Source organism: Viridibacillus sp. KH_047 (genome assembly GCF_057838945.1).
In genome coordinates, this window is the sequence record NZ_CM174479.1 from 3,403,679 (window position 1) to 3,427,976 (window position 24,298).

Annotated in this window: 15 protein-coding genes, 1 tRNA gene, 1 pseudogene and 1 riboswitch; of the genes and pseudogenes, 6 read left to right on the forward strand and 11 right to left on the reverse strand. The window is 35.0% G+C overall.

Annotated features, from left to right (window positions below; translation table 11 throughout):
- Window positions 1–86 precede the first annotated feature (86 nt).
- The 8 genes and pseudogenes from AC3IS5_RS16815 to AC3IS5_RS16850 form a co-directional block, all read right to left on the reverse strand.
- Window positions 87–1,436 (reverse strand): TrkH family potassium uptake protein, encoded by a 1,350-nt coding sequence (locus AC3IS5_RS16815; RefSeq protein WP_489425413.1) that lies wholly within the window; start codon window positions 1,434–1,436, stop codon window positions 87–89.
- 180 nt (window positions 1,437–1,616) lie between these two features.
- Entirely contained in the window at window positions 1,617–2,381 is a 765-nt protein-coding gene (locus AC3IS5_RS16820) for a TerC family protein (RefSeq protein ID WP_489425414.1), read from the reverse strand.
- 1 nt (window position 2,382) lies between these two features.
- Window positions 2,383–2,551, reverse strand: a riboswitch (yybP-ykoY riboswitch).
- A 109-nt stretch (window positions 2,552–2,660) separates the two neighbouring features.
- Entirely contained in the window at window positions 2,661–3,746 is a 1,086-nt protein-coding gene (locus AC3IS5_RS16825) for an SDR family oxidoreductase (protein WP_489425415.1), read from the reverse strand.
- A 19-nt stretch (window positions 3,747–3,765) separates the two neighbouring features.
- Window positions 3,766–6,834, reverse strand: a complete 3,069-nt coding sequence (locus tag AC3IS5_RS16830; RefSeq protein ID WP_489425416.1) for an efflux RND transporter permease subunit — start codon at window positions 6,832–6,834, stop codon at window positions 3,766–3,768.
- Between the two features lie 269 nt (window positions 6,835–7,103).
- Window positions 7,104–8,678, reverse strand: a complete 1,575-nt coding sequence (locus AC3IS5_RS16835) for a peptide chain release factor 3 (RefSeq protein ID WP_489425417.1) — start codon at window positions 8,676–8,678, stop codon at window positions 7,104–7,106.
- Window positions 8,679–9,910: 1,232 nt separating this feature from the next.
- A pseudogene (locus AC3IS5_RS16840) lies at window positions 9,911–10,778 on the reverse strand (glucosaminidase domain-containing protein); the annotation flags it as partial.
- Between the two features lie 247 nt (window positions 10,779–11,025).
- Window positions 11,026–12,504: a UDP-N-acetylmuramoyl-L-alanyl-D-glutamate--2,6-diaminopimelate ligase gene (locus tag AC3IS5_RS16845; RefSeq protein WP_489425418.1), complete on the reverse strand. Its 1,479-nt coding sequence runs from the start codon at window positions 12,502–12,504 to the stop codon at window positions 11,026–11,028.
- Complete coding sequence (locus AC3IS5_RS16850) at window positions 12,504–13,598, reverse strand: M42 family metallopeptidase (RefSeq protein ID WP_489427926.1); 1,095 nt, start codon at window positions 13,596–13,598, stop codon at window positions 12,504–12,506. The genes AC3IS5_RS16845 and AC3IS5_RS16850 overlap by 1 nt, the downstream gene beginning before the upstream one ends.
- A gap of 75 nt (window positions 13,599–13,673) precedes the next feature.
- Here AC3IS5_RS16850 and AC3IS5_RS16855 point away from each other — a divergent pair, with 75 nt between their 5' ends.
- Window positions 13,674–15,251 carry a two-component system sensor histidine kinase NtrB gene (locus tag AC3IS5_RS16855; RefSeq protein WP_489425419.1) on the forward strand — a complete coding sequence of 526 codons (1,578 nt, stop codon included), beginning with the start codon at window positions 13,674–13,676 and terminating at the stop codon, window positions 15,249–15,251.
- Window positions 15,252–15,436: 185 nt separating this feature from the next.
- Here AC3IS5_RS16855 and AC3IS5_RS16860 read toward each other — a convergent pair whose 3' ends face one another.
- On the reverse strand, window positions 15,437–16,828 hold the full coding sequence (locus tag AC3IS5_RS16860; protein WP_489425420.1) for an aldehyde dehydrogenase: 1,392 nt from the start codon (window positions 16,826–16,828) through the stop codon (window positions 15,437–15,439).
- 190 nt (window positions 16,829–17,018) lie between these two features.
- On the opposite strand from AC3IS5_RS16860, the gene AC3IS5_RS16865 reads away from it, so the two are divergent.
- The 3 genes from AC3IS5_RS16865 to AC3IS5_RS16875 all read left to right on the forward strand — a co-directional run bounded on the left by AC3IS5_RS16865 (window position 17,019) and on the right by AC3IS5_RS16875 (window position 20,058).
- Window positions 17,019–17,171, forward strand: a complete 153-nt coding sequence (locus AC3IS5_RS16865; protein ID WP_489425421.1) for a hypothetical protein — start codon at window positions 17,019–17,021, stop codon at window positions 17,169–17,171.
- Window positions 17,172–17,680: 509 nt separating this feature from the next.
- Window positions 17,681–19,849 (forward strand): YhgE/Pip domain-containing protein, encoded by a 2,169-nt coding sequence (locus AC3IS5_RS16870; RefSeq protein WP_489425422.1) that lies wholly within the window; start codon window positions 17,681–17,683, stop codon window positions 19,847–19,849.
- A gap of 136 nt (window positions 19,850–19,985) precedes the next feature.
- Window positions 19,986–20,058 (forward strand) — tRNA-Val (locus AC3IS5_RS16875).
- A gap of 436 nt (window positions 20,059–20,494) precedes the next feature.
- On the opposite strand, the gene AC3IS5_RS16880 is transcribed toward AC3IS5_RS16875, so the two are convergent.
- Window positions 20,495–20,902 carry a DUF4181 domain-containing protein gene (locus tag AC3IS5_RS16880; protein WP_489425423.1) on the reverse strand — a complete coding sequence of 136 codons (408 nt, stop codon included), beginning with the start codon at window positions 20,900–20,902 and terminating at the stop codon, window positions 20,495–20,497.
- Window positions 20,903–21,069: 167 nt separating this feature from the next.
- On the opposite strand from AC3IS5_RS16880, the gene AC3IS5_RS16885 reads away from it, so the two are divergent.
- On the forward strand, window positions 21,070–21,258 hold the full coding sequence (locus AC3IS5_RS16885; protein WP_489425424.1) for a hypothetical protein: 189 nt from the start codon (window positions 21,070–21,072) through the stop codon (window positions 21,256–21,258).
- Window positions 21,259–21,799: 541 nt separating this feature from the next.
- Here the strand turns inward: AC3IS5_RS16885 and AC3IS5_RS16890 are convergent.
- The gene (locus tag AC3IS5_RS16890) at window positions 21,800–22,459 is read right to left on the reverse strand and encodes an EcsC family protein (protein WP_489425425.1); all 660 of its coding nucleotides are present in this window, start codon (window positions 22,457–22,459) and stop codon (window positions 21,800–21,802) included.
- Window positions 22,460–22,991: 532 nt separating this feature from the next.
- Between AC3IS5_RS16890 and AC3IS5_RS16895 the strand changes: the two genes are divergently transcribed.
- Window positions 22,992–24,227: an IS110 family RNA-guided transposase gene (locus AC3IS5_RS16895; protein WP_489425426.1), complete on the forward strand. Its 1,236-nt coding sequence runs from the start codon at window positions 22,992–22,994 to the stop codon at window positions 24,225–24,227.
- Window positions 24,228–24,298 lie beyond the last annotated feature (71 nt).

The window sequence follows — 24,298 nt, forward strand, 5'->3', positions numbered from 1 at the left end:
TTGTCTTTCGCATAATGATAACTTTATGAATCAAAAAATCGTCTGCATTTTTACTTAATGTTAGAACGTAGACGACTTTCTATGGATTATCCAATAATTACTCGCTCTTTTGGATAATGGTATTTCGATTTCTTTGCCTTCCCTCCAAGAGAATATAAGAAGGATATAAGACCAACTCGGCCAATGAACATGAGTAGCATCATGATTACTTTCCCAATTGATGATAAGTGTTCTGTCAAACCAAGCGACATACCACAAGTTCCGAATGCGGATGTAATTTCAAATACAATTTGAGTTAATGTAGCTTCCGGCTCAGTGATTAATAAAATCATCGTTGCAACAAGTACCATTGCTGCAGCTAAAATGATAACAACATATGAGCGGTACACATCCACAATATGAATTTCACGATTAAAAATCTGGATTTCTTCCTTACCCCTTGCAAAATTAATTAAAAATAAAATTGCTATTGCAAAAGTAGTTGTCCGAATCCCACCACCAACCGAACTTGGGGAAGCCCCTATAAACATTAAGAAACTTAAAAAAACATCTGTCGCTTCACTGAATTTCGTGACATCTATTGTCGTTAATCCACCTGATCGTGCTGAAATAGAATGGAACATCGCTGAGAAAAATGCTTCATGCCAGCTCATCCCTTTAAATGCATGGAATGATTCAATAATAAGTATTACGAAAGTACCGAAGAGAAATAACATTGCATAAGTAGTTGTCGTAATTTTTGTAAACAACGAGAAGCGAAAATTTCTATTTTTATTTTCTAAAAACGCTTTAAGTTCAATCAATACAGGGAAACCAATTGCCCCTAAAGTAATTAATAACATATTAATTACTTGTACAAAATAATCACCATGGAAAGGTAATAATGACATACCGGTTATATCAAAACCACCATTTGTCGTCGCAGAAATAGCCCCGAAAACACCATGTAATAATGCTTCTTTAAAATTGTCGAAATATTGCACGAAATAAAGCGTTAATACGGTAGCACCTATAAGTTCAATCGTTATTAATATTTTCACGATTTCTTTTATTAAATATACGACACCTGATATTTTCGTTTGGTTATGATCGACCATGATTAGTTGACGTTCACGCATCCCAATCTTCTTCCCGACAAGTAACCAAACAAAGGTGCCTAAAGACATAATCCCAATTGCACCTAATTGCAAAATAAGCAGTAACATAACAATACCAAAAACCGAATACGTTTCAGATATATTCGTAACTGTTAAACCGGTCACACTAACTGCACTAACTGCAGTAAATAACGAATCAAGTAACGAAACTTCTACACCTGGTTTATGTACACCTGGTAACCTTAAAAGTACAAAAGAAATAGCAATGGCTATAAAATAATATGAAACAATAGCTTGGAATGGTGTTGCACGCCGATTGATATCTTTAGTAAACCCCAAATAAATCGAATCCTTTCAATCTTGAAAGCAAGATACTCCCTATTGTATGAAAAAGTAAGAGAAAAGGAAAGTACCTAAAAATATTCTCTCTATAACTTTTCAATCTCCCCTATTCTGCCCTTTTTCTCCAAAGAAAAAACCCTATTCACCATAAATATAGAGAATAGGGTTACAACTAATTTATTCAGTTGCATCTGACTTTTTCTTATTGCGGACTCCTACAAGGTATCCACCAACTGCTAGTACAATCAGTACAATCCAGAATGTCAGTTTCCAAGCAGTTGAATGAGGGAAATGCTCTTCTAAAATCGCTACCTTTGGATGTGCTAATGTTAAAACTAATAATTTCACTCCGACCCATCCAACGATTAAAAACGCCGCCGTTTCTAAAGATGGATAAGTTTGTAGTATCTTAACAAACCATTGTGCTGCAAAACGCATAATGACTAAGCCAATAATACCACCTAAGAACATAACTGCGAACTGACCACCATTAATACCACCAACTTGTAAATTACCAATTTCAGGTAGCGTTACAGCTAAAGCTACTGCTGCAAGCATTGAATCAATAGCAAAAGCTAAATCTGCTAATTCTACTTTAAATACTGTCATCCAGAAGCCAGAACCCTGTTTTTCTTCGACCTCTTCCTCCTGATCTTTTTTCTTCCAATGATCATATAAATGTTTGAAACAGATAAATAGTAAATACGCTGCTCCTAACGCTTGAATTTGCCAAAAGTTCACTAGGAATGTAATCATAAATAGCGCAGCAAATCGTAATACAAACGCACCTAGCAAGCCGTAAAATAACGCTCTTTTCTGTTGAACAGGTGGTAAGTGTTTGACCATAACAGCCATAACAACCGCATTATCTGCGGCTAATAAACCTTCTAATACTATAAGTACTAATAGCACCCATGCATATTCCAATAATATCGCGTCCATCCAATTTCCTCCTTTTTCAAACAAAAATAAAAGACCCATGCCTAATAAAAGGCAAAGGTCTCGCTTAGCAATTTTAAAAATTCATTTGCTCTCATAACCGATGGTGGTTAAACCATGTAATGACGACTATGAGGTAGGTTTCCCTATAGCTACTCCCCTTTGACAAAATGTCAAAAGTAATTAAGTTTGTTTGTAACTCTATTATAACTAAATTATTTGGGTAAGTAAACTTTTTTCTAGGTGAAAAATTCTTTTTTAACAAAGTAACTATTATTAGTCTTATTTAATCTGAATTTGAAAGGCTTTGTTATTTTTATGCTTATTATAGAACTCTATCATCGCAGGTAGAGATTGAATAAAGTCTTTACATTGAATAGAAGAACCCGCTAAAAGTTGCTCAGCAATCCTCGTGTCAAATGATGCTTTCCACGTTAAATAGTCTAGAGTCTCATACTCAACCCCAAGTACTTTACGGACAGGTAGTATACTCATTGATTTTCTAGCAAGACTTAACGGAATACGACCTTTTGGCTTCTTACCAGTCAAAGTAAGTACCATGGCTCGATATATTTCTTGAACAGGATGCGAATTTGGATCAGTCATATGAACAGTCTTTCCTATAGCCTCGCAAAGAGTACTCAAATAAACAACACCGTTCGTTATATAATCTATAGGTACCACATTTAACCTGGCATTCGATTGACCGATGTACGGAATAATTGGGAGACATTTTAATCGATCAATCATATTCAAAAAGAAATACGGTCCATCAAATTTAACTGTTTCTCCAGTTTGTGAATGACCTCCCACGATACCAGGACGAATAATCGTTACTGGCATCGTCGCTTTTAATTCTTCTACTAATGTTTCTGCTTCGAATTTTGTTTCTTCATAGAAATTTTTAAAACTTATTGGACGAATTAATTCAGATTCTTTTAAAATGCCTTCACGGGTTCCTGCAACATATGCCGTACTAAAATACATATAACGTTGTATATTTTCTATTCGGCTAACAAATTCATTTACCATTGATGTGCCTTGAACATTTACTTTCCAGGCAGCCTCTTTTGGTACAGCCAAATCATAGATAGCAGCTAAATTCCAAACGACATCCACCTCATTCATTAATTCCTCAAGTTGATCACCGTTAATATCTAAGTTTGGTAATGTAATATCTCCTTCAATAATAACTATTTTTTTACGCGGATAATCTTTTAATATACGCTCTACTTCAGCTTCTGCTCGTTGCTTTTCCGTTATTAACACCACTGCGTACACTTTATCGTACAATTCTTGTTTAAAGGCTGTACGAACAATTTGACTAGCAATAAAACCTGGAAATCCCGTAAAAAAACCTGTAGCCACCCCATCCACCCCTTAATTACTATGTTTTTCTCTTTTTATGCAAAAAACGTGTTTCACGATCAAACAAACTGTATACAATCGGTACAATGTAGAGAGTTAAAAATGTAGAACTTACTAATCCACCGATTACAGCAATCCCCATTGGTTGATTCATTTCGGTTCCTTCACCTAAACCAATAGCTAATGGAATTAATCCTAGAATAGTCGTTAAAGCAGTCATTAATATTGGTCTTAAACGATCTCTAGCAGAAGTAACAATGGCTTCATAAGAGGGTACTCCAGCAGCCTTTCGCTGATTAATGTAATCGACAAGTACAATACCATTATTAACAACAATTCCAACTAGAACCAGAATACCAATAATGGCAGTTACCCCAATCGGTGTATTCGTTAACACTAAAGCAAGTGCGACACCAATAATCATTAATGGAACAGTGAACATAATGACAAAAGGATATTTAAATGATTCAAACTGAGCTGCCATTACGATATAAACAAGTATTACTGCTAATACAATGGCTAACAGCATATCGTTAATCGATTCATCAAACAGTTCACGATCTCCACTAAATTTAATCGTTGTACTTTCTGGAAGATTGAGCTCTTTAATTACTTTATCAACTTTTTCTCCTGCCCCAGTTAACGTTTGTGTTGACTTGTACTTCAAAATAAAGGCAACGGATGGCAGTTGGTCCGTACGTCTGATGGATACTGGCCCTTTTTTCACTTTCACTTCAGCTACATCCTGTAATTCAACAAATTCACCTGTAGCATTTCGCAATTGCAACTTTTTTAATTGCTCTATACTTTTTTTATATGCATCACCATAATTCACAACAACCGATTGTACTTCATCTTGATTTGTCAAAATTTGCGTTGCTGTGACACCTTTTGTCATTTGTTGTACGGTTTGTGCAATTTGGGCGGGTACTAAACCTAATTGTGAAGCTTTCTGTTGCTTCACATTTACTTGTATTTCTTCAACTGTATTATTGAGGTCATTTTCAACTTCGATAATATCTGAAATTCCCTCTATTTTCATCTGAATATCCTCCACTGCCTGATTAAGGCGCTTATGATTCGTGTCAGATACTCTAAATGTTAATGTATTTGGAGCAGAACCAGATGCCGTTTGCATATTAAAACTAACATCTGCCCTCTTCCCTACGTCCTTTTGCACCTCTTTTTGTATATCATCTACAAACTCAAATACAGAGCGCTTCCGTTTATCAAGGGCTACTAGTTTGACAGAAAGTTCAGCTTCATTTGCTTTAGAATTTCCCCTCGATTGTGTTTGTTGATTCCCTCCGATGAAGCTAACATAAACTGCAACGTCTTTTTCTTTTTTCAATCGATCCTCAATTAACTGAACCACTTCTTCAGTTTTAGAAAGCGCGGAACCATTTTTAAGTTTCACAGAAATTGAAAAGAACCCTTCATCAGTCGATGGCAAAAACTCCATGCCAGTACGAGTTAATCCAAAAACCGAAAGAACTAGTAAAAATAGAGTTACAACAAGCACTAAGAATCTATGTTTGATAGCCCACTCAACTGAATTTTTAAATACAATATACCGTTTGGAATTACTACGCTTTTCTTCCGTATCTTCTGGCTTTATCTTCAACATATGGCCTGCCATCATCGGTACAACTGTAAGTGCAACGACTAAAGATGCAAATAAACTAAAAGAAATAGTCAATGCAAATTCAGTGAAAATCTGACCAATTAATCCTGTTATAAAAATAACTGGTACAAACACCGCTACTGTCGTTAAGGTAGATGCCATAATTGCTATGGCTACTTCTTTCGTTCCTTCAGAAGCTGCTTGCTTAGGTGTTTTCCCCATCCCTAGATGGCGCTCAATATTCTCAATTACGACAATAGCGTTATCAACAAGCATGCCGATCCCTAAAGCTAGTGCTCCAAGCGTTAATATATTTAACGAAAAATTGGCGAAATACATAAGAACGAACGTCACAATGACAGAATACGGGATTGCAACAGCTATGATAACAGGGCTACGAATGCCTCTTAAAAAAACAAATAGAACTAACATAGCAAAAACCCCACCATAAATGAGCGATGAACCAATATTATCAATTGCTAACTTTACATAATCACCCTGATCAAATAAAATATCAGCCTTAACTCCTTCATACTGCTTTTGGGCTAAAAAAGTATTCAATGAATTTCGGAAATTCTTTGAAACTTCTGCTGTATTAGCTCCCGATTCTTGTAAGACAGACATTAAGACAGCTGGATGCTCATTTGCTCTAGTAATCGTTGCAGTTGGTTGCTCAGCCACTTTTACATTTGCAATGTCTTGTAATTTTATTTCATCCCCATTTAAAGGGTTTGTTTTTACAATAAGTGTTTTTAAATCGTTTACTGAACTTAACGTACTTAATACTCTCACTGTCAGTTGCTGTCCTTGACCCGTTTCAATCGGATCTCCAGGTAGTGAAACATTGTTACCTTGAATTGTTTGTACAATATCTGCCTGGGTTAAACCATTTTTCACAAGCTTGTCCTTATCTAATGTTATACGCATTTCTTCTATAAGAGTCCCTGAAATATTTACACTAGCAACGCCTTCAGTACGTAGTAAATCTTTCTCTAGTTTTTCTGCTAAAATGCGGACATCTTGATTGTCTCCGGTTGCTTGCAATGTCAGTTGAATAACTGGAAATTGAGCTGGATCAAACTTTAAAAATTGCGGACGATTAGCTTCTGATGGGATAGGAGTTTGATCTATACGCTGTAAAACATCCGTTTGTATTTTATTGATATCTGTCGACCAATTGAATTCAAGCATCATAAAGTTTGCGCCCTCTTGAGAAGTCGATTGAATCGATTTAATTCCCGGCAAGGTTGATAAGGTACTTTCTAAAGGTTTTGTTACCTTTTCATTTACTTCAGCTGGACTAGCTCCTGAATAATTTGTAACGACAACACCAATTGGCGGATTTAACTCAGGAATTAAAGTCACTGGAATTTTGAAAAAAGATACTGCGCCTAGAATAATCACGAGCAACATCGTCACTATCGTAAAAACTGGCCTCTTGATGGAAAAATTACTAATCTTCATTGCGCTCGCTCCTTTTTACTCATTCTTTTAATCATAGTGAATTATTACTTTAACTTCAAATGTTTTTGGATAATAATGATTTTTCCGAACTTTTATAAGACTCGCATCATACATACTATTGACATGTTTAGTATGAGTTAAATCTAATTGTTAAACTTTTAAAATTTTAGTGAATAGAATATGGAGAAAAATCTATAGCACCATTAATATTTCTCAAACAAAGCATAAAAAAAGCCGTCCCAACTAAGTAGGACGACTGCATGTGAAACTTATAATAAGCTATAAAGCTCAATATTTTCGTTTTTATCTTGGAACCAGCGCATTGCAAATTCATTTTCGAAAAGGAAGACAAGATTTTCATAACGGTCGTGTACGAGCATGCTACGAGGACCTGTCATAGATTCTTTAACGTCAGCTTCATTTTGAATCCAGCGTGCTATTTTCGAGCCCATTGGTTCCATACGAACATCTACGTTATATTCTGCTTTCATACGGTGTTCAAATACTTCAAATTGTAGTTGACCAACTGCTCCAAGTATTACTTCCTCTGTATGCAAAGTTTTGTAGTATTGGATAGCACCTTCTTGTACAAGTTGTAAGATACCTTTATGGAAGTGTTTTGATTTCATAACGTTTTTCGCTGTTACCTTCATAAACAATTCAGGTGTGAATTGTGGTAATCTTTCAAATTGGAATGTTTTTTTACCACCAACAACTGTATCACCAATTTGATAGTTACCTGTATCATAAAGACCAATAATATCTCCAGCCACAGCTTTATCAACTGTTTCACGGTCATCCGCTAAGAACTGAGTCGATTGTGTTACTTTGAATGATTTATTTGTACGTGATAAAGTCATGTTCATACCACGTTCAAATTCTCCCGATACAATACGTACAAAAGCAATACGGTCACGGTGAGCTGGGTTCATATTTGCTTGAATTTTAAATACAAAGCCTGAGAAATCTTTGTCTAAAGGTTCGATGATTTGCTCATCTTCTGTTAGACGAGGTTGTGGTGTTGGTGCAAAGTTCAAATATGTTTCTAAGAATGTTTGTACACCGAAGTTTGTTAGAGCTGACCCAAAGAATACAGGTGTTAACTCTCCTCTTGTTACACGTTCTGCTGAGAAATCATTACCAGCTTCGTTTAGAAGCATAATGTCTTCCATAGCCTGTGTGTAATATGATGTTTTCTTCATCTCATGTTCAACGGCTAACTCGCCATTTTCATCAATTGGTAAGAATCGCTCATCTTCTTCTGTGCGGAATTGCTCAATTCGTTTATTGTAGCGATCGTAAATTCCTAAGAACTCCTTACCCATACCAATCGGCCAGTTCATAGCATAAGACTCAATACCAAGAACCTCTTCAAGTTCTTCCATCAATTCAAGTGGTTCTTTACCTTGGCGATCTAATTTATTGATAAATGTAAAGATAGGAATACCGCGCATACGACAAACTTTGAATAGTTTTAGCGTTTGTGCCTCAATACCTTTTGCTGCATCCACAACCATCACAGCACTATCTACTGCCATTAACGTACGGTACGTATCTTCCGAGAAATCCGAGTGCCCTGGTGTATCCAAAATGTTAACACGGCGACCATTATAATCAAATTGCATCACTGAAGATGTTACTGAAATTCCACGTTGCTTTTCAATTTCCATCCAGTCAGAAGTAGCAAATTTGCCTGTTTTTTTCGCTTTAACTGTACCTGCATCGCGAATTGCGCCACCAAAGTACAAAAGCTTTTCTGTTATCGTTGTTTTACCAGCATCCGGGTGAGAGATGATGGCAAACGTACGACGAGATAATATATCTTGTTCAAGATTAGAACTCATTTTTCAGTCTCCTTCTATCCATTATGTTTCATCTTAAAACTAAAAATGTTAAGCCATACTGAACCGAATACAGCTGTCAATATAAGTTTTTCATTGACGGACTCTAGTCGGTGAGCGTGACGTACAATTTATTTTTTTCTATTATTGTAGTCCATTCTCCATGCGCTTATCCTGTTATACATTCTTAACCCTACTATTATAACAAAAAAGAGCATACATAGTTAGCATGCTCTTATCTAGATTGTGTTATTTTTTGACGATTAGTGATTGTCCTACATAAATCAAATCCGACTTTAAATTGTTCCAGTTTTTTAAACTTGCTACTGGTACACCGTATACTTTTCCAATTACAGATAATGAATCTCCATATTGAACGATATATTTAGAGACGTTATTAGTAGACTGACTATTTTCTATCCCCTTTGTTATTTTTTGTTTAACAAGTAGTTTTTGTCCAACTAATATTGTGTCGGATTTTAAATTATTCCAGTTTATCACATCAGAGATAGATACATTATATACTTTGCTTATAGCAGATAAAGTATTACCCTTCTGCACTGTATAATACATGTTGGTGGAGGATACTTTGTTATTTGTTAACGTATTATTATCATTATTAGTTGATTTGTCATTAGTAGCATTCGTTTTTATGCTAACGATTATTTTCTGTCCTATATAAATCATATCAGATTTTAAATTATTCCAACTTTTCAATTTCACTACTGTTGTATTGTATTTTTCCGCGATGGCAGATAAAGTATTGCCTTTTTGTATTGTATAATAGTTTATTGTTGATTGATTACTTGAGTTTGTATTTTCACCTAGATCTACATTTTCAACTTTACTGCTTTTGTTTACTATCAACTTTTGCCCTACATAAATCGTATCGGATTTTAAATTATTCCAACTTTTCAATTTTGCTACTGTTGTATTGTAATTTTTCGCGATGACTGATAAGGTATTACCTTTTTGAACTGAGTAATATTTTGTATTTTCTCCTAAACCTGCATTTTCTAATGTTTCACCTTTGCCAATTATTAATTTTTGTCCTACATAAATCATGTCGGACTTCAAATTATTCCACTTTTTCAAGTTTGCAACTGTTGTACTATGTTTTTGTGCAATTGCAGATAGCGTGTTGCCTTTTTGTACTGTATAAAAGACTGTGTTTCCTAGTGAACTATTAGAATCATTGTTATCTAGTGATTCATCTCCTGAAGAATCTCCTACAGATATCGCAGAATCATAAGCTGTTAAATTATATGTTGCAATTAAATTATTTAGTTTACTAGCATAAAGCGTGTCCGTAGCATATGTACCAGTTAAAGCGCGAGTCGCATCTTTATAAGAACTCGTACTACTTTTCCATACTTTCATATAACGAAAGGCATCCCAGGACACACCGTTTCTAATTAAATCAACATAATCTTGTAACGACTGCGTGTGAGATGGATATTTTTTAAAGTGTGCAGAAATTTGATAGTAATTCCCTTTACCATCATCTTCTAACGTTAGCATCGCTACAAACGCTCCCTGATAATTACCTTTCATGCCAAATAAATTGTAATTTGGCGCTGCACCTAAAGTACTTGTCCCATATGAACTCTCAAGAACAGCTTGTGCAATCATAACAGAAGCATATAAGTCATTATTCTTTGCTAAAGACCGAGCTATTGGTGAAATCGTCTGTATAAATGTTGGTATATTACCACTACTATAAGGTGTAACTGTTTTCACAACAGTTTGTGGTGGTACAATTTCTTCTTCATTTGTAGTTGAAATAGACTTTTGTTTTGTGTTATTTGTTAGCTCTGCTTGTCCTGTATCAATTGTATTATCTAAGGTATTTGATGCATCCACATCTTGTCCTGTTGTACCTATATCTTCTGCACTTTCAATTTCAGACACATCAGATTCTTCATTAACAGGAGGTAATGGCTGATCATTCTTTTCCATTTCCTCGACTTCTGTATTTGTTTGCACTATTAAGCCTTTATCATCATCTAAATCTGCATTTGCAACTCCAGGCAAAGCTGATGTTCCAATCACTGCAGTCATTCCGACAACTAATAAACTTTTTGCACCAATTTTTGTATCCATAATTAACGGTGCTATAAGATATCATCTTCATTAGCACCTGTCTCTCCCCCATTCAAATTAATAATCATTTATACCCAAAAACCAAATAATTAGTTAGACCTTTTATATCTAACGAGTTTTTTAACCTTTATAAAAAACTAGTTTATCACACATCATTATACCTATTTTTATATTATAACGGGATCAAAAAAACACTACAAATGTAACAAATAAATACATTTGTAGTGTTTTCGTTTTATGGTAAGCATTATTTAGTTGATGACTGGAATTTTTCGTGCGCTGCTTCTAGTGCAATCTCTGCGTCACTATGAGGATATTTTGTATTCTCAATAATCTGATAATCTTCGTGGCCTTTACCAGCGAAAATAATTAAATCTCCTGCTTCAGCCACTTCTACAGCCTTTCTCACCGCTTCTGCACGATCACCGATACATGCGTAGTTATCATGTGTCATACCTTTTTCAAGGTCAGCTAAAATACTGTCATATTCTTCATATCGTGGATCATCTGTCGTTAAAATCACGTAATCTGAAAGTGAAGCCATTTTCGCCATATCAGGTCGTTTAGATTTATCACGATTACCGCCTGTACCAATGACAAAAATCATTTTATTTTTTTTATAAGGCATAGCTGCACTGATTGCTTTTTCAATAGCGTCAGGTGTATGTGCATAATCGACGAAAATTGAGATTGGCAAATCACCTGTTGGAATCCCTTGCATACGACCTTTAACAGATTCGATTGCCTCAACTTGTTCAATAATATCTTCTAGAGCATAGCCTCTAGCATATAAAGCGGCAGTAGCTGCTAGCACATTATATATATTGAATTCTCCAAGTAAATGCATTTTAATAGGGAAAGTTCCTTCTGGAGTTTCCATATCAAAATAAGTCATATGATTATGATATTGACAGTTAACAGCTTTAAAAATGGCATCATTTTTTATACCGTAAGTCCATATTGGATATGGTGTTAATTCTTGATATCTTTCTGACCATGGATCATCAGCATTTAAGACGGCGTCCTTATCTTTTTCAAGGTCTTGTCCAAGTTGGGAGAAAAGCATACCTTTTGCATTTCCGTAGTTTTCCATAGTACCGTGGAAATCTAGGTGATCATGCGTTAGATTTGTGAAAATAGCGACATCAAAATCGACACCTGCTAAGCGTCCCTCTACTAGTCCGTGTGAAGAAACTTCCATAATCATACCTCGACAACCTTCAGCTGCTGCACGGAAAATCATTTGCTGCGTACTAAGGGCGTCACTTGTAGTGTTTGCAGATTCATACATGACACCATTCAGATTAAATCCGATAGTACCAGATAAAGCTGTTTTAATGCCTAATCCATGAAGAATATCTCGAATAATAGATGTAACACTCGTTTTACCATTTGTTCCCGTTACCCCAAACATTGTCATGTCTTTAGATGGATAATCGAAGAACTTCGCTGCAAGTAAACCAAGTGCACGACTAGTATTATTTACGATTACTTGTGCTACATCACCTTCAAGCTCTAACTCGTGGTCTGCCACAATAATAATAGCACCATTTTCAACAGCTTTTTGTGCATAGTCATGACCATCTACTGTGTAACCCTTAATACAGACGAACACACTTTTCGGTTGTACACCACGAGAATCAATCGCAATATCTTTAATATTTTCTGGTAATTGACCTATTATTTTTTTTATAGGTAAACATTGTAGTAATTCGGTGGCTTGCATTATTCTGCCTCCTGTTCATCAATCATTGGAGATTTGATGTATGCTAATAATAAATTTGCTGTATGTCGAAGTGAATCGATATGTGTACGTTCATAAGCATGCGACGCTTCAATTCCTGGTCCAAATAATGCATGTCGCACATCAGCACCCGCTCTAATCGCAGCTGAAGCATCTGAGCCATAGTATGGATAAATATCTAATTTATAATCTATGTGATTGTCTTTTGCAAGTGCTACAAGCTGTCTAGTTAATGCGTAATGATATGGACCACTTGAATCTTTTGCACAGATAGAAACAGTATATTCATCAGATGCTTGTCCATCACCGATTGCTCCCATATCTACAGCAATATATTCTACCGTTTGAGATGGAATGTTTGAGTTTCCTCCATAACCTATTTCTTCATTATTAGAAATATAGAAATGTGTTGTATATGGTAATTCGATTTTTTCTGTAGTTAATTTTTCAAGTAATTTTAATAATAAAGTTGTGCTCGCTTTGTCATCTAAATGACGTGATTTTATAAAACCACTCTCAGTATATTCAAAACGTGGATCAAAAGATACGAAATCCCCTACTTCAATACCTTTTGTGCGAATATCGCTCGAACTAAATACTTTTTCATCGAGGCGAACTTCGATATGCTCTTCGTTACGAGGTAGTTTCCCTGCTTCACGATAAACATGTACTGTCGTTTCATGCATTAAAATCGTACCTCTAATTTTAACACCTTTAGCTGTATGAATTGTACAATACTCACCTTCTACAGCATTCCAGTTGAACCCTCCTACCATAGACAATTTCAAGCGTCCATTTTCTTTCACTTCTTTTACCATAGCACCTAAAGTATCAGTGTGCGCCGTTAAGAGGCGATGTCTAGAATCATCTTTACCTAAAACAGTTGCGATTATTGCACCTTTATTTGTTTTTTTATAAGATACGCCCATCTTTTCTAGTAGGCTAGACATATATTTCATAATGTCCTCTGTAAAGCCAGATGGACTAGCAATATTCACTAATTCCTTCAGTAATTCAACCGTTTCTCGTTCTTTAAAATCGCTTGTCAAATTGAAAGCCTCCCTTATTCTTTTCATCATATCAAAATATGACATTTTACGACAACGTTAAATCATGTATGATGGTATTATAACCAAATTCGAGGTGTCTTTATGAAGCACTCTACTATTTTACGCAAAAGAAATCAATTCGTACTGTTTTTATTTGCAACCGGGCTCATTATTCATGCCATTATTAGTAGCATCCATTTGATAAATTATGATGTACCTTTCCCCTTCACTGCAAGTATTTATTGTGTACTCTTACTTGTTTGTTCGGCACTGAAAATAAATGAATATGTAATGAGGATATTATTAATTATCGGATTGAATGGTTCCATCATATTATTGATCATGCAAACTAATTATATCTATCACTTAGTATTTCTTATTCTACTACTTTTTTTACTAGCAATATATCAATCACTTTGTATTAATTTATCGATGTTTATTGTTACTATCATTCAGATTATTTTACTAATTGAATATCGCTATACAATATTCCGTAATTCTATAACTGATTCAGATATTGCTCTTTTTACTATAATCTTATTTATAGTCGCTATAATAGGTTTTATGCAAACAGTTTATATCAATAAATCGTGGAAGAAAATGGAGACTCATTCAGACTCTTTAGAGAAGGCATTCTTATCAAAGGAAGCCTACTTAAATTTATTTTTTGAAAATGCGAAAGACAGTATAGCTGTTTTTGATTTAGAGAATAAAATCATTGCGGTTAATCCAGCTTTTGAGAAACTATATGGATGGAAAAAGAAAGAATGTATTGGAAAAGCTGTTCCTTTAGTGGCTCCAGAAAATATAAACTTAGCAAAAGAACGAAGCAATCACTTATTGAATGGTGGGAGCTTCGATATGCTTGAATCAAAAGATATGAAAAGAGACGGCACTTATTTTGATGCACAAATGACGTTATCTCCCATTTTTGATTATAACGGTAAAATTATTGCTACATCCGTAATCACTCGTGATATTTCATATAAAAAAGAAGCTGAAAAACTAATCATTCAGACGGAAAAGTTAAAGGCGATAGGAGAAATAGCTGCAGGTGTCGCACACGAAGTACGTAACCCAATAACTGTTATTTCTGGTTTCGTCCAAATGATGAATAACGATAAAAGTTCACCATATGCATTTTATACAAATTTAATTGAGGAAGAAATTGATCGCATTAACTTAATTATTAGTGAGTTTTTAGTTCTCTCAAAACCACATGCTATGCAACCAAAAGTATTCAAAATTGATAAAGTCATCTCAGATATCCTGACTTTATATCAGCCTGAGTTGCAATTAAAAAACATTGAACTCATACAAAATTGGAACACGAATAATATGATGATCAAAGGTGACGCCAACCAAATTAAACAAGTTATTATTAATATTATAAAAAATGCAGTAGAAGCGATTGAAAAAGAAGGTAACATAAGTATTACTATTGAAAAAACGGCCAAACAATTTTGTAGTATCTGTTTTACTGACGATGGCGGCGGCATGAAAAAAGAAGTTGTTGAACATATTTTCAAACCCTTTTATACGACAAAAACAGAGGGCACTGGTCTTGGGATGATGATTACAGAAAAAATTATTCAAGAACACGAAGGTCAAATTACAATTGATAGTGAATACGGTAAGGGTACAAGTATTACGATTAAACTTCCTTGCGTTGACGTTTAATGTACATAAAAAGCATTTCTAGGGGGTTATAAGACCTTAGAAATGCTTTTTCTTTTATCAATTATTCCCACTAATTGTATAAACAGAATACAGTCACGCAGAGTTCTAATAAACTCAATCTTTACGGAAAAGATAAGAACGCCTATCAGTCAGCACAATCGACTAATAGACGTTCTTTGCTACTCTTATCTTAATATGGTTTTTACTAATTTCACCTTCTGTTTATACGGTGGGAATAACAAATTATTTGCCAGCTTCGTTGACTTTTTCAAAATAGATTTTGGATGTGTAAAGCATTCGAAGCTTGCCTTACCATGATAAGCATTAACGCCAGAATTACCGACACCTCCAAATGGTAAATAGACACTTGCTACATGAGTTACTGTATCGTTTACACAGCCACCACCAAATGGTAATTCATCAAGGAAATATTGAATGGCTTTCTCTGTTTCAGAGAAAAAGTATGCCGCTAATGGTTTCGGATATTGTCGAATTTGATGAATAGCAACACGTAAATCATCATAAACGATAATCGGTAAAATTGGTCCAAATAGTTCATCTTCCATAGAAGGGCTATTCCACGTAATATTTTGTAGGACAGTTGGCTCCATATATAAATCATCACGATCATAGTTACCACCAAATAACACTTGGCTCTGCTCTCGATCTAATATAGTCTGTAAGCGGTCAAATTGACGTTCATTAATAATGCGACCGTAATCCGGGCTGTCTTGTGCATCTTTGCCATAAAACTTTTGGAGAGTCTTTTTCAGAATACGGATAAAAGGTACTTTCACTGACTCATGCACTAATACATAATCCGGAGCGACACATGTTTGACCAGCATTCGTAAATTTCCCCCATGCAATACGCTTCACAGCAACTTCTAAATTTGCTGTTTGGTCAACAATTGCAGGACTTTTCCCACCAAGTTCAAGCGTATGTGGCGTTAAGCGTTCTGCTGCTGCTCTCGCAATGATTTTCCCAACAGCTACACTTCCAGTAAAGAAAATATAATCAAACGAAGCATGTATCAAAGCAGTTGTTTCTTCCTTTTCTCCTTCCACTATACGCACGTAATTTTCCTGGAACGTTTCTTGAATTATTTTTTTTATAATTTCAGCAGTATGTACAGATGCTTCAGAAGGTTTTACAATCGCTGTATTGCCACCGATAATTGCCCCGATTAAAGGTTCCATTACTAACTGGAATGGATAATTGAATGGTCCAATAATAAGTACAGTCCCATATGGCTCTCGGACAATAAAACTTTTCCCTGGTTGAAAATGTAGTGGCGTTGGCACAGAAACTGGCTGTAACCATTCTTCTAAATACTTCTGCATATAGCTAATACTATCTAGCACAATCCCTACTTCAGTGGAGTACGCCTCGAATTCACTTTTTCTTAAATCTTTGTGCAGTGCTTGTAGAATTTCCTTCTCATGACTGACGATTGCAACTTTTAATTTTTTTAATTGTTCTTTACGGAATGACAAGCTTTTTGTAGCACCTGATAAGTAAAATTTCCGTTGTGCTGCTATCATTGCTTCTACATCGTGGGCAGTAAAATTCGCCATTAAAAAACCTCCAATTTATCGAAATATTTATCTAATTTTGTTCATAAGCTTGCATAAATACATCGTGATTTATCCATAATAAAAGTGTTACATAATTTCATAAGAAAAAGAGCTTTATCTGACTCAAATTGTACCATTTTCAAGAAGGTTGCTGTCAAATGTTGAAGACTTCTAAAAGGGGGAATGTTACATGTTGAAAACAGAAACATGGTGGGAATCAATCTTCACAGGGCCATTAGCACATGGCTTACATCCGCACAAACAAGAGGAATTAGAGGACGAATCTTTTTTGTTCTTTCAGTACAATGATACAGCATCGGAAGAAAATGATCAGCCATCTTGAATGAAGTGTAGCAAAGTGAGCTGTCTGCTTAAAAAGGACAGCTCCTACTTTATATATATAGCTTTAGCCATTGGATAAAAGCATTATTAACGTATGTATAATAATAGCCTACCCAAACTGTAATTGGTATAGTCATCTATTTATCACATTTTACCATTTAATTCAAATCAAATTTATTTACTACCTCGCCTTATCCTCCACAAATCAGTAAATTATTTGACACTATTTCTTTAATTTCATCTCATTATCTATGTTCCATCACCTACAATTACTATCATTCACTCCCTAAAATATCGTTCTAATGTACCCTCACAATACTACTTACTAACTCCACAAAATTCTATTTTAATCATATATTACCTCCAAAATCCCAGTTTTTTATTCCCTATTTTTAATCAAAAAACTATTGATACTTTCAAATTTATTGCTAGAACCTTTTCAAAAGGGGTATGCAATTAGAAAGAGTTTATTACTCTTACTCTTTTTCTTTTTAACACAGGAGGACTGTCATGAAAAATATTTGGGAAATTTATAAGCGGGATATTAGAAGTATTTTCTCTAACTGGGTAGCCGCGGTAATATTAGGTGGGCTTATTATTTTGCCTTCATTATATGCATGGTTGAATATTGCAGCTTCATGGGATCCTTATGCGAAAACCTCTCAAATCCCCGTCGGTATTGTAAATGAAGACAGAGGTGCAAAGATACAAAACCAACATATTGATGCCGGAGAAGAGCTAGTTGCAACGTTACATAAAAATCATGATATGGATTGGCAATTTACAAATCGTAAAACAGCTATGGAAAAAGTTCGAAACGGTGATTTTTTTGCGGTAATCATTATTCCAGAGAATTTCTCTAAAGAACTCGCTACAGTTGCTTCAGGTAAGCCACGAAAAGCCAAAATAGAATATTATGTTAACGAAAAAATCAACTCAATTGCTCCAAAAATCACAAGCAAAGGTGCCAGTGTACTCGCTGAAGAAATGAGTAGTAAATTTATTGGTACAGTAAACGGTACAATCTTTGAGATGTTCAATCGAATTGGAATAGAAATGCAAAACAACTTACCTGATATCAAAAAATTCAAAGATTATGTTTTTACATTAGAAAAAGATTTGCCGGGCATTCATACCGAATTGAGGAATGCACAAAAAGATGCCAATTCTGCAAGTTCTCAGATTGGAGATGCTCAAAATGAAATTCCACATGTAAAAAAACTAACAGAAGAAGGATTAAATACAATAGAGAACACATTGACCTTCTTAACACAAGCTGAAAATCGCCTCAATAATATGAGTCCGAAAATTAAAGAAGATTTACAATCAGTCCAGAAAATTTCAACTGATGCAAATACATTGTTAAAACAACTAAAAAATACAAAGATTGATTTTACTGAGGTAAATAATGCAAAAGAAACGTTAGACAATCAAGTTACATCTGCTATTGATAAAGTATCTAACGTTGAACAAGCATTGGCGGATTTAAAGCAATTCAACGATGACAACAACATTCAAGATCAATCACAACTACTCTCATCGGCAATTGAGCGTACAAAAAATTTAAAAGCTTTATTAGTAGAAGCACAAACAAATGCCCGCAATGTAAACGAAGTACTTGCTGGTAAAGAACATGATGTTGCTGATGCCATAGACTCATTGCAAACTATCGCACAAAACACTTCTGTCGAGCTCGACAGCTTCATCAAAGAATATGCACAATCTATTGAACCAACTGTTTTTAAAGCTATTAATGATGCCCAAAAAACGTTATCTACTGCAAAGGGTAAGCTGACTATAATCCAAACCCAATTGCCCGAAGTTGTGCGTATCATTAATAATACCGATGGCTACATCTCAGAGGTGAAATCTGGTCTCAATACAGCGCTTGCTCAATATCCTTATGTGAATACCAAAGTTAAAGAACTTGCTAACAAAATCCGGGACTTCGAAAAAGAAACAGATTTAAATAGCGTCATTCAATTACTTATTAACGATCCTAATGCGGAGAAATCATTCTTTGAGCAGCCTATTAAACTAAACGAAAATGCCATCTTCCCTATCAAAAATTACGGAACAGGTATGACGCCTTTCTATACTGTTTTATCTATTTGGGTTGGTTGCCTACTTTTAATTTCACTACTTTCAGTAGGAGGGAAAAATGAAGAAGATTTCACCACTCGACAAGTATATTTTGGGAAACTACTTACATTTTGGACCATTGGCATACTCCAAACACTAATCATTACTATGGGTGACCTTTTCATTCTTAAAGTGTCTGCACATAATCCTGTATGGTTCGTCCTATTTTGCCTATTCATCAGTCTCGTATTTATGAGCGTTGTCTACACTTTAGTTTCTGTTTTCGGAGATGTCGGAAAAGCACTTGCAATCGTGTTGCTTGTACTTCAACTAGCAGGCTCAGGCGGTACTTATCCCGTGGTTTTACTGCCAAAGTTCTTCCAGGTGATTAACCCATACTTACCTTTCACATACGCTATAGAAATGGCTCGAGAAGCTATAGGTGGGATTATTTGGAGCAAAATATTAATGGATGTCCTCATACTTGGCATAGTTCTCATAGGTGTTCTGTTATTCGGCACCATCCTCAAAAAACGTTTAAATGTCATTACCTCACGTATGCTACTCAAATCCAGAAAATCAGGGTTATTTCATTAAAAAAAGGCTAGTTTGGTTTTATTGACCAAACTAGCCTCTTCTATTTTATTGTTGAAAACAATGATTGACTTTTACTGTTTGCCATCTTATGATATTAAGTAATTCTTACATAAATCTAAGAATTAGAATTTCTCCCGATTCCTTAGCTCAGCTGGGAGAGCGCCACCTTGACAGGGTGGAGGTCGCTGGTTCGAGCCCAGTAGGAATCATACAAAGCGTTATATATCAACAGTTTAAAGGGTTATAGTTGCTATGTCAAAATGTTTAGAAGACCACCACCCTCAGAGCATGGATAGCTTACACCCTCGCACTAGATTGTTCGATATATTAAGCTATAAAGAAAGAAGAAGAGCGGTCAAATGACCGCTCTTCTTTTCATATCATCTTATTAATTTTTATCTATTCTTAGTTTGAAACTTGATGAGGAGAAGTATGAAACTTTTCTGGAAGGTACTATATATGACATTTTAAGTAACAACAAAATTGAAAGAGAATCCTTACAAATCCAGATTACAGAAACTTTAACGCCCGATTGTTGAACAAAAGTTAAACAACGCTCTTCAACTAATCTGCCCCGTTAGTTCAATAAAGAAAAAAAGAGCAGTATATGCAACTCAATGATCTTCAAGTAAAGCACCCGTTAGTTTAATAAGAACCCAGTAATTTTAATTCGAAAACGATTATTATTGCTGTTAGAATTAAAAACATTTCAGTTAAAGTTAAAATAGATTGTTTTGGATATTGTGTATATTTCCACTCAAAAAATGCTCTTACCATATAATCCAATAACATTAAAACGATTGCTGCAATTAAAATAAGGTAAGTTAAATCTTCAAAATAAAACATCAGAACAAAAGATAGAAGTATTAGAGTAATCACAGAAAAAATTTTCAAACCATTATCAATTTTTCGATGTAACTCGTTTATGTGATTATAGGAAAAAAAATCTTTTTTTACTTTCTCAATATTGAGTAGCTTCCTCAGAAGAAGCTTAACTATTGAAATAAGGATAAAAACAATTAACGCAATCAAACCAAATTTTATCCAGAACACACAACTCCTCCTATTCCATTAACCTGCCCCGTTAGTTGAAGAAGCACCATCTCTTTTATTACACATTATTGACACGTTGCTTCTTAACTACATGCTCCCATTCATCAATTATTTAAAACGCATAATTAAACATCCTCTGTAAAGACTAAATTGAGGAGGTGAAATCCATGCCAAACAACAAAAAATCACATGAAAGATTTGGGACTGATGGTGACCAAGTTAAACAAATAATCCAACATAATGAAGATGAAAAACGACAAGCATCTGGTTCGAATTCTAATGTGGAATTCGGAAATGAGACTGATATTAAAGAAATTAATCAGAAAATCCGACAAGCTAAAACGAAAAATAAATAGTTACCAATCACAACCGGCAACTTTTATGCCGGTTGTGATTTCTTACTGCACATTTTCTACATATTATGCAGTAATTTTTAGCAACCTCTAAAATAGAATATCCATCATTCCATTTAAATAATTTCCAGAATATTCAAATTACAGTTATAATACTAGTTAGTATAAAACGTCTATTTCTGTGAGAAATAGACGTTAAGTAAATTAATTAATAGGTTTACAACAAAGATTTCCTTCACCTATTTCAAGAGCTGATTTTAAGCTACTTAAAACACTAGACCAGGCCATTTCGTTCCATTTAAAAGCTTCTGACCAACTTATTTATAATTCATCTTAGTTAATCTAACTTAGTTACTGCACATTTTCTTTCAAATGCGACATAAAAAATTCCCTTCTCTTATTGAACTAAACTGCCCCTTTAGTTGAATAAGAAAAAAGAGCTGTCTGAACAGCTCAAAAATCTTGTACTAAAGACCCCGTTAGTACAATAAGTTTAAATTTAGGCAAACAAAGGATAATTATGTATAAAAAATTATTTTGACGGTTAGATCATATCTATAATAATTCCGTTGTCTTTATCATAACCGCCCTCAATAAACGTTTTTTTTGCAGCTTTCCCAATCACGTAAGTAGTTGAAGCGTCAAACGCTCCACCAACCACACCCCCTATTAATGGCACCATCTTCCCTAAATTAATAGCACCTTTTTCACCAAACTTTGTTACTAATCTAAAACCAACTTTCTGGTTAATTTGTGTGATAACCTCACCTGGTATTCTTTTAATTTGTGCTTCACCGATCTTCGAAGCAATTTTAATACCACTTTGTTTTACTAGTTCGGATGCGGATTGTCCTGTTAAACACGCATATATAAAAGTTTGTACTTGGTCATCCTTTAAATCGTATCCACGAATATGAGCAATTGCTGCTATCATTCGCATTTGCATATACATTACAGAAGCAAGATTGGTAGGTATAGCAATAGGCGTAACAACGATTCCACCTAGTCCAGCTGCAAATCCATTTGCACCCGTTTTTCCTTGTTGCCAACGGATTAAACTTTTGATTGCTTTATCATTCGATGAGTGTTTCGACGTATAGCTATTTGAAAGCTCATATACTGAATCTGTACCGGGTATCCCGTTTAAGGCCTTTTCATATGTCCAATCTAAAATTTTTTGCACATTACCTTCATTAAGTCCCATATGTATTTCCTCCTATTTTTTGCTGAAAATAATCTCTATAAATCTATTCTACCTAACATTGGTAATAATTAACTATAATTATTAAACAAAAATATTAAATCGGTATAATGTTAAAAAATATGTACTAACAAGTTCTGAGTATTCACTAATAACTGCTTATTGAACTAAACTGCCCCGTTAGTTTAAGTGTAACATTTCACAATAGATCGCCGAAATATACTTGATGTTATGGACGTAAAAATGGACCATCAAAATGATGGTCCATTTTTAACTAAAGCACCCGTTCGTATTATAAGGTCAGCCAGAGAAATCTGGTTGACTATTTTTTATTCAATTTATAGATTGATAGTAGCCGGAGTAGAACGGAAGCACCCGTGGGATTTAATCCCGACAACTAAACAGTTCGCCCTCTACTTGTTAACACATGATTAGGCTGGTTGGGACATAGTGATCCCGTATAACAAGCGAAGATATGAATAACAAGCTAGATAGAGGTTACCGGTCAATACACTACATGAGGAGGAGATAAACTATGAATCCAGTAGTTGGTCTGGATGTCGCCAAAGGTGAAAGTCAGGTTCAAATGTTCTTGGATAAAAAAATGCCCTATAAAAACAGTGTGAAGATTGAACATACGGTGGAAGGACTTGAAGAGTTACACTCTTATTTACTAGATTTAGAGCGTCAAACAGGATTAAAACCACCTGTTGTTTTGGAATCAACTGGCCATTATCATGCCTCAGTTGTACAGTTTTTAGAAACTAGAGAATACATTGTCATTATCGTCAATCCGCTCGTTTCATATCGAGCGAAAAGCTCTAGTTTACGAAAAACTAAAACAGATGCCATTGATGCCTATCACTTAGGTGAACTGTATTACAAAGAGGATTTAGAGCCTCAGAAAAAGCGTGGTATTCAGCTTTTAAACCTTAGGCATCTGACAAGGCAACACGAAAATATGACGGGAATTATGGTTCAAACAAAGCTACAATTCCAAGCTATATTAGATCAAGTTTTCCCTGAGTATAAAGGAGTTTTTGGTGATTTATACGCTGAGATTTCATTAAGGACTTTACAGTCCTTCCCTACATCTGAATCAGTACTAAATACAAGTGTAGAAGAGATTGCACAATTTATTGATAAGCATTGTAAAGCACGTTCGTATAAGTGGGCGTACGAAAGAGCTGAGCGATTAATCGCAGCTGCAGAACGTAACCCATTTCAGTCAACGCTTTATCAAAGCCTTCTTGTCAGTCTGAATATGTATATTGATTTACTTCAAGCGTACCGCCAACAACTTTCTACGTTAGAGCGTGAGATTGATCAATTGGCGGCACAACTCGAAGAATATGAATTAATCCAGTCACTTCCCGGTATAGGTGAAAAAATCGCAGCCACGATACTTTCAGAAATTGGGGAAATTGAGCGGTTTAATCATCCGAAAAAGTTAGTAGCCTTTGCGGGACTAGACCCAAGTGTGTTCGAATCAGGTCGCTTTAAAGGCACGAAAAATCACATTACCAAACGCGGCTCAGCTAGACTTCGCCACATGCTTTACACAGCCGTTCGTTGTTCAATTCGAGATAGCCGTAAAAAGAAAACAACAGATGAAACCATTGCACGAAATAAACGATTACGAGCCTTCTACGATTTAAAACGCGAAGAAGGTAAGCCGTATAAAGTAGCTATTATTGCTTGTGCTAATAAGCTTTTACACTGGATTTATGCGATTTTAAAAACGAAAACACCGTTCCAAGTAACTATTTAGCTACAGTATTTTCAAATAGAACAAAAACCTTCCACATTAATGAGGAGGGTTATTTGTGTTGTGCATTTTTA

Coding starts and splice junctions, on each gene's coding strand:
- AC3IS5_RS16820 (WP_489425414.1), bottom strand. CDS start 2,381: ATGGACGCGATATTATTGGAATATGCATGGGTGCTATTAGTACTTATA.
- AC3IS5_RS16830 (WP_489425416.1), bottom strand. CDS start 6,834: ATGAAGATTAGTAATTTTTCCATCAAGAGGCCAGTTTTTACGATAGTG.
- AC3IS5_RS16835 (WP_489425417.1), bottom strand. CDS start 8,678: ATGAGTTCTAATCTTGAACAAGATATATTATCTCGTCGTACGTTTGCC.
- AC3IS5_RS16845 (WP_489425418.1), bottom strand. CDS start 12,504: ATGCAAGCCACCGAATTACTACAATGTTTACCTATAAAAAAAATAATA.
- AC3IS5_RS16850 (WP_489427926.1), bottom strand. CDS start 13,598: ATGAAAAGAATAAGGGAGGCTTTCAATTTGACAAGCGATTTTAAAGAA.
- AC3IS5_RS16855 (WP_489425419.1), top strand. CDS start 13,674: ATGAAGCACTCTACTATTTTACGCAAAAGAAATCAATTCGTACTGTTT.
- AC3IS5_RS16860 (WP_489425420.1), bottom strand. CDS start 16,828: ATGGCGAATTTTACTGCCCACGATGTAGAAGCAATGATAGCAGCACAA.
- AC3IS5_RS16865 (WP_489425421.1), top strand. CDS start 17,019: ATGTTGAAAACAGAAACATGGTGGGAATCAATCTTCACAGGGCCATTA.
- AC3IS5_RS16870 (WP_489425422.1), top strand. CDS start 17,681: ATGAAAAATATTTGGGAAATTTATAAGCGGGATATTAGAAGTATTTTC.
- AC3IS5_RS16885 (WP_489425424.1), top strand. CDS start 21,070: ATGCCAAACAACAAAAAATCACATGAAAGATTTGGGACTGATGGTGAC.
- AC3IS5_RS16890 (WP_489425425.1), bottom strand. CDS start 22,459: ATGGGACTTAATGAAGGTAATGTGCAAAAAATTTTAGATTGGACATAT.
- AC3IS5_RS16895 (WP_489425426.1), top strand. CDS start 22,992: ATGAATCCAGTAGTTGGTCTGGATGTCGCCAAAGGTGAAAGTCAGGTT.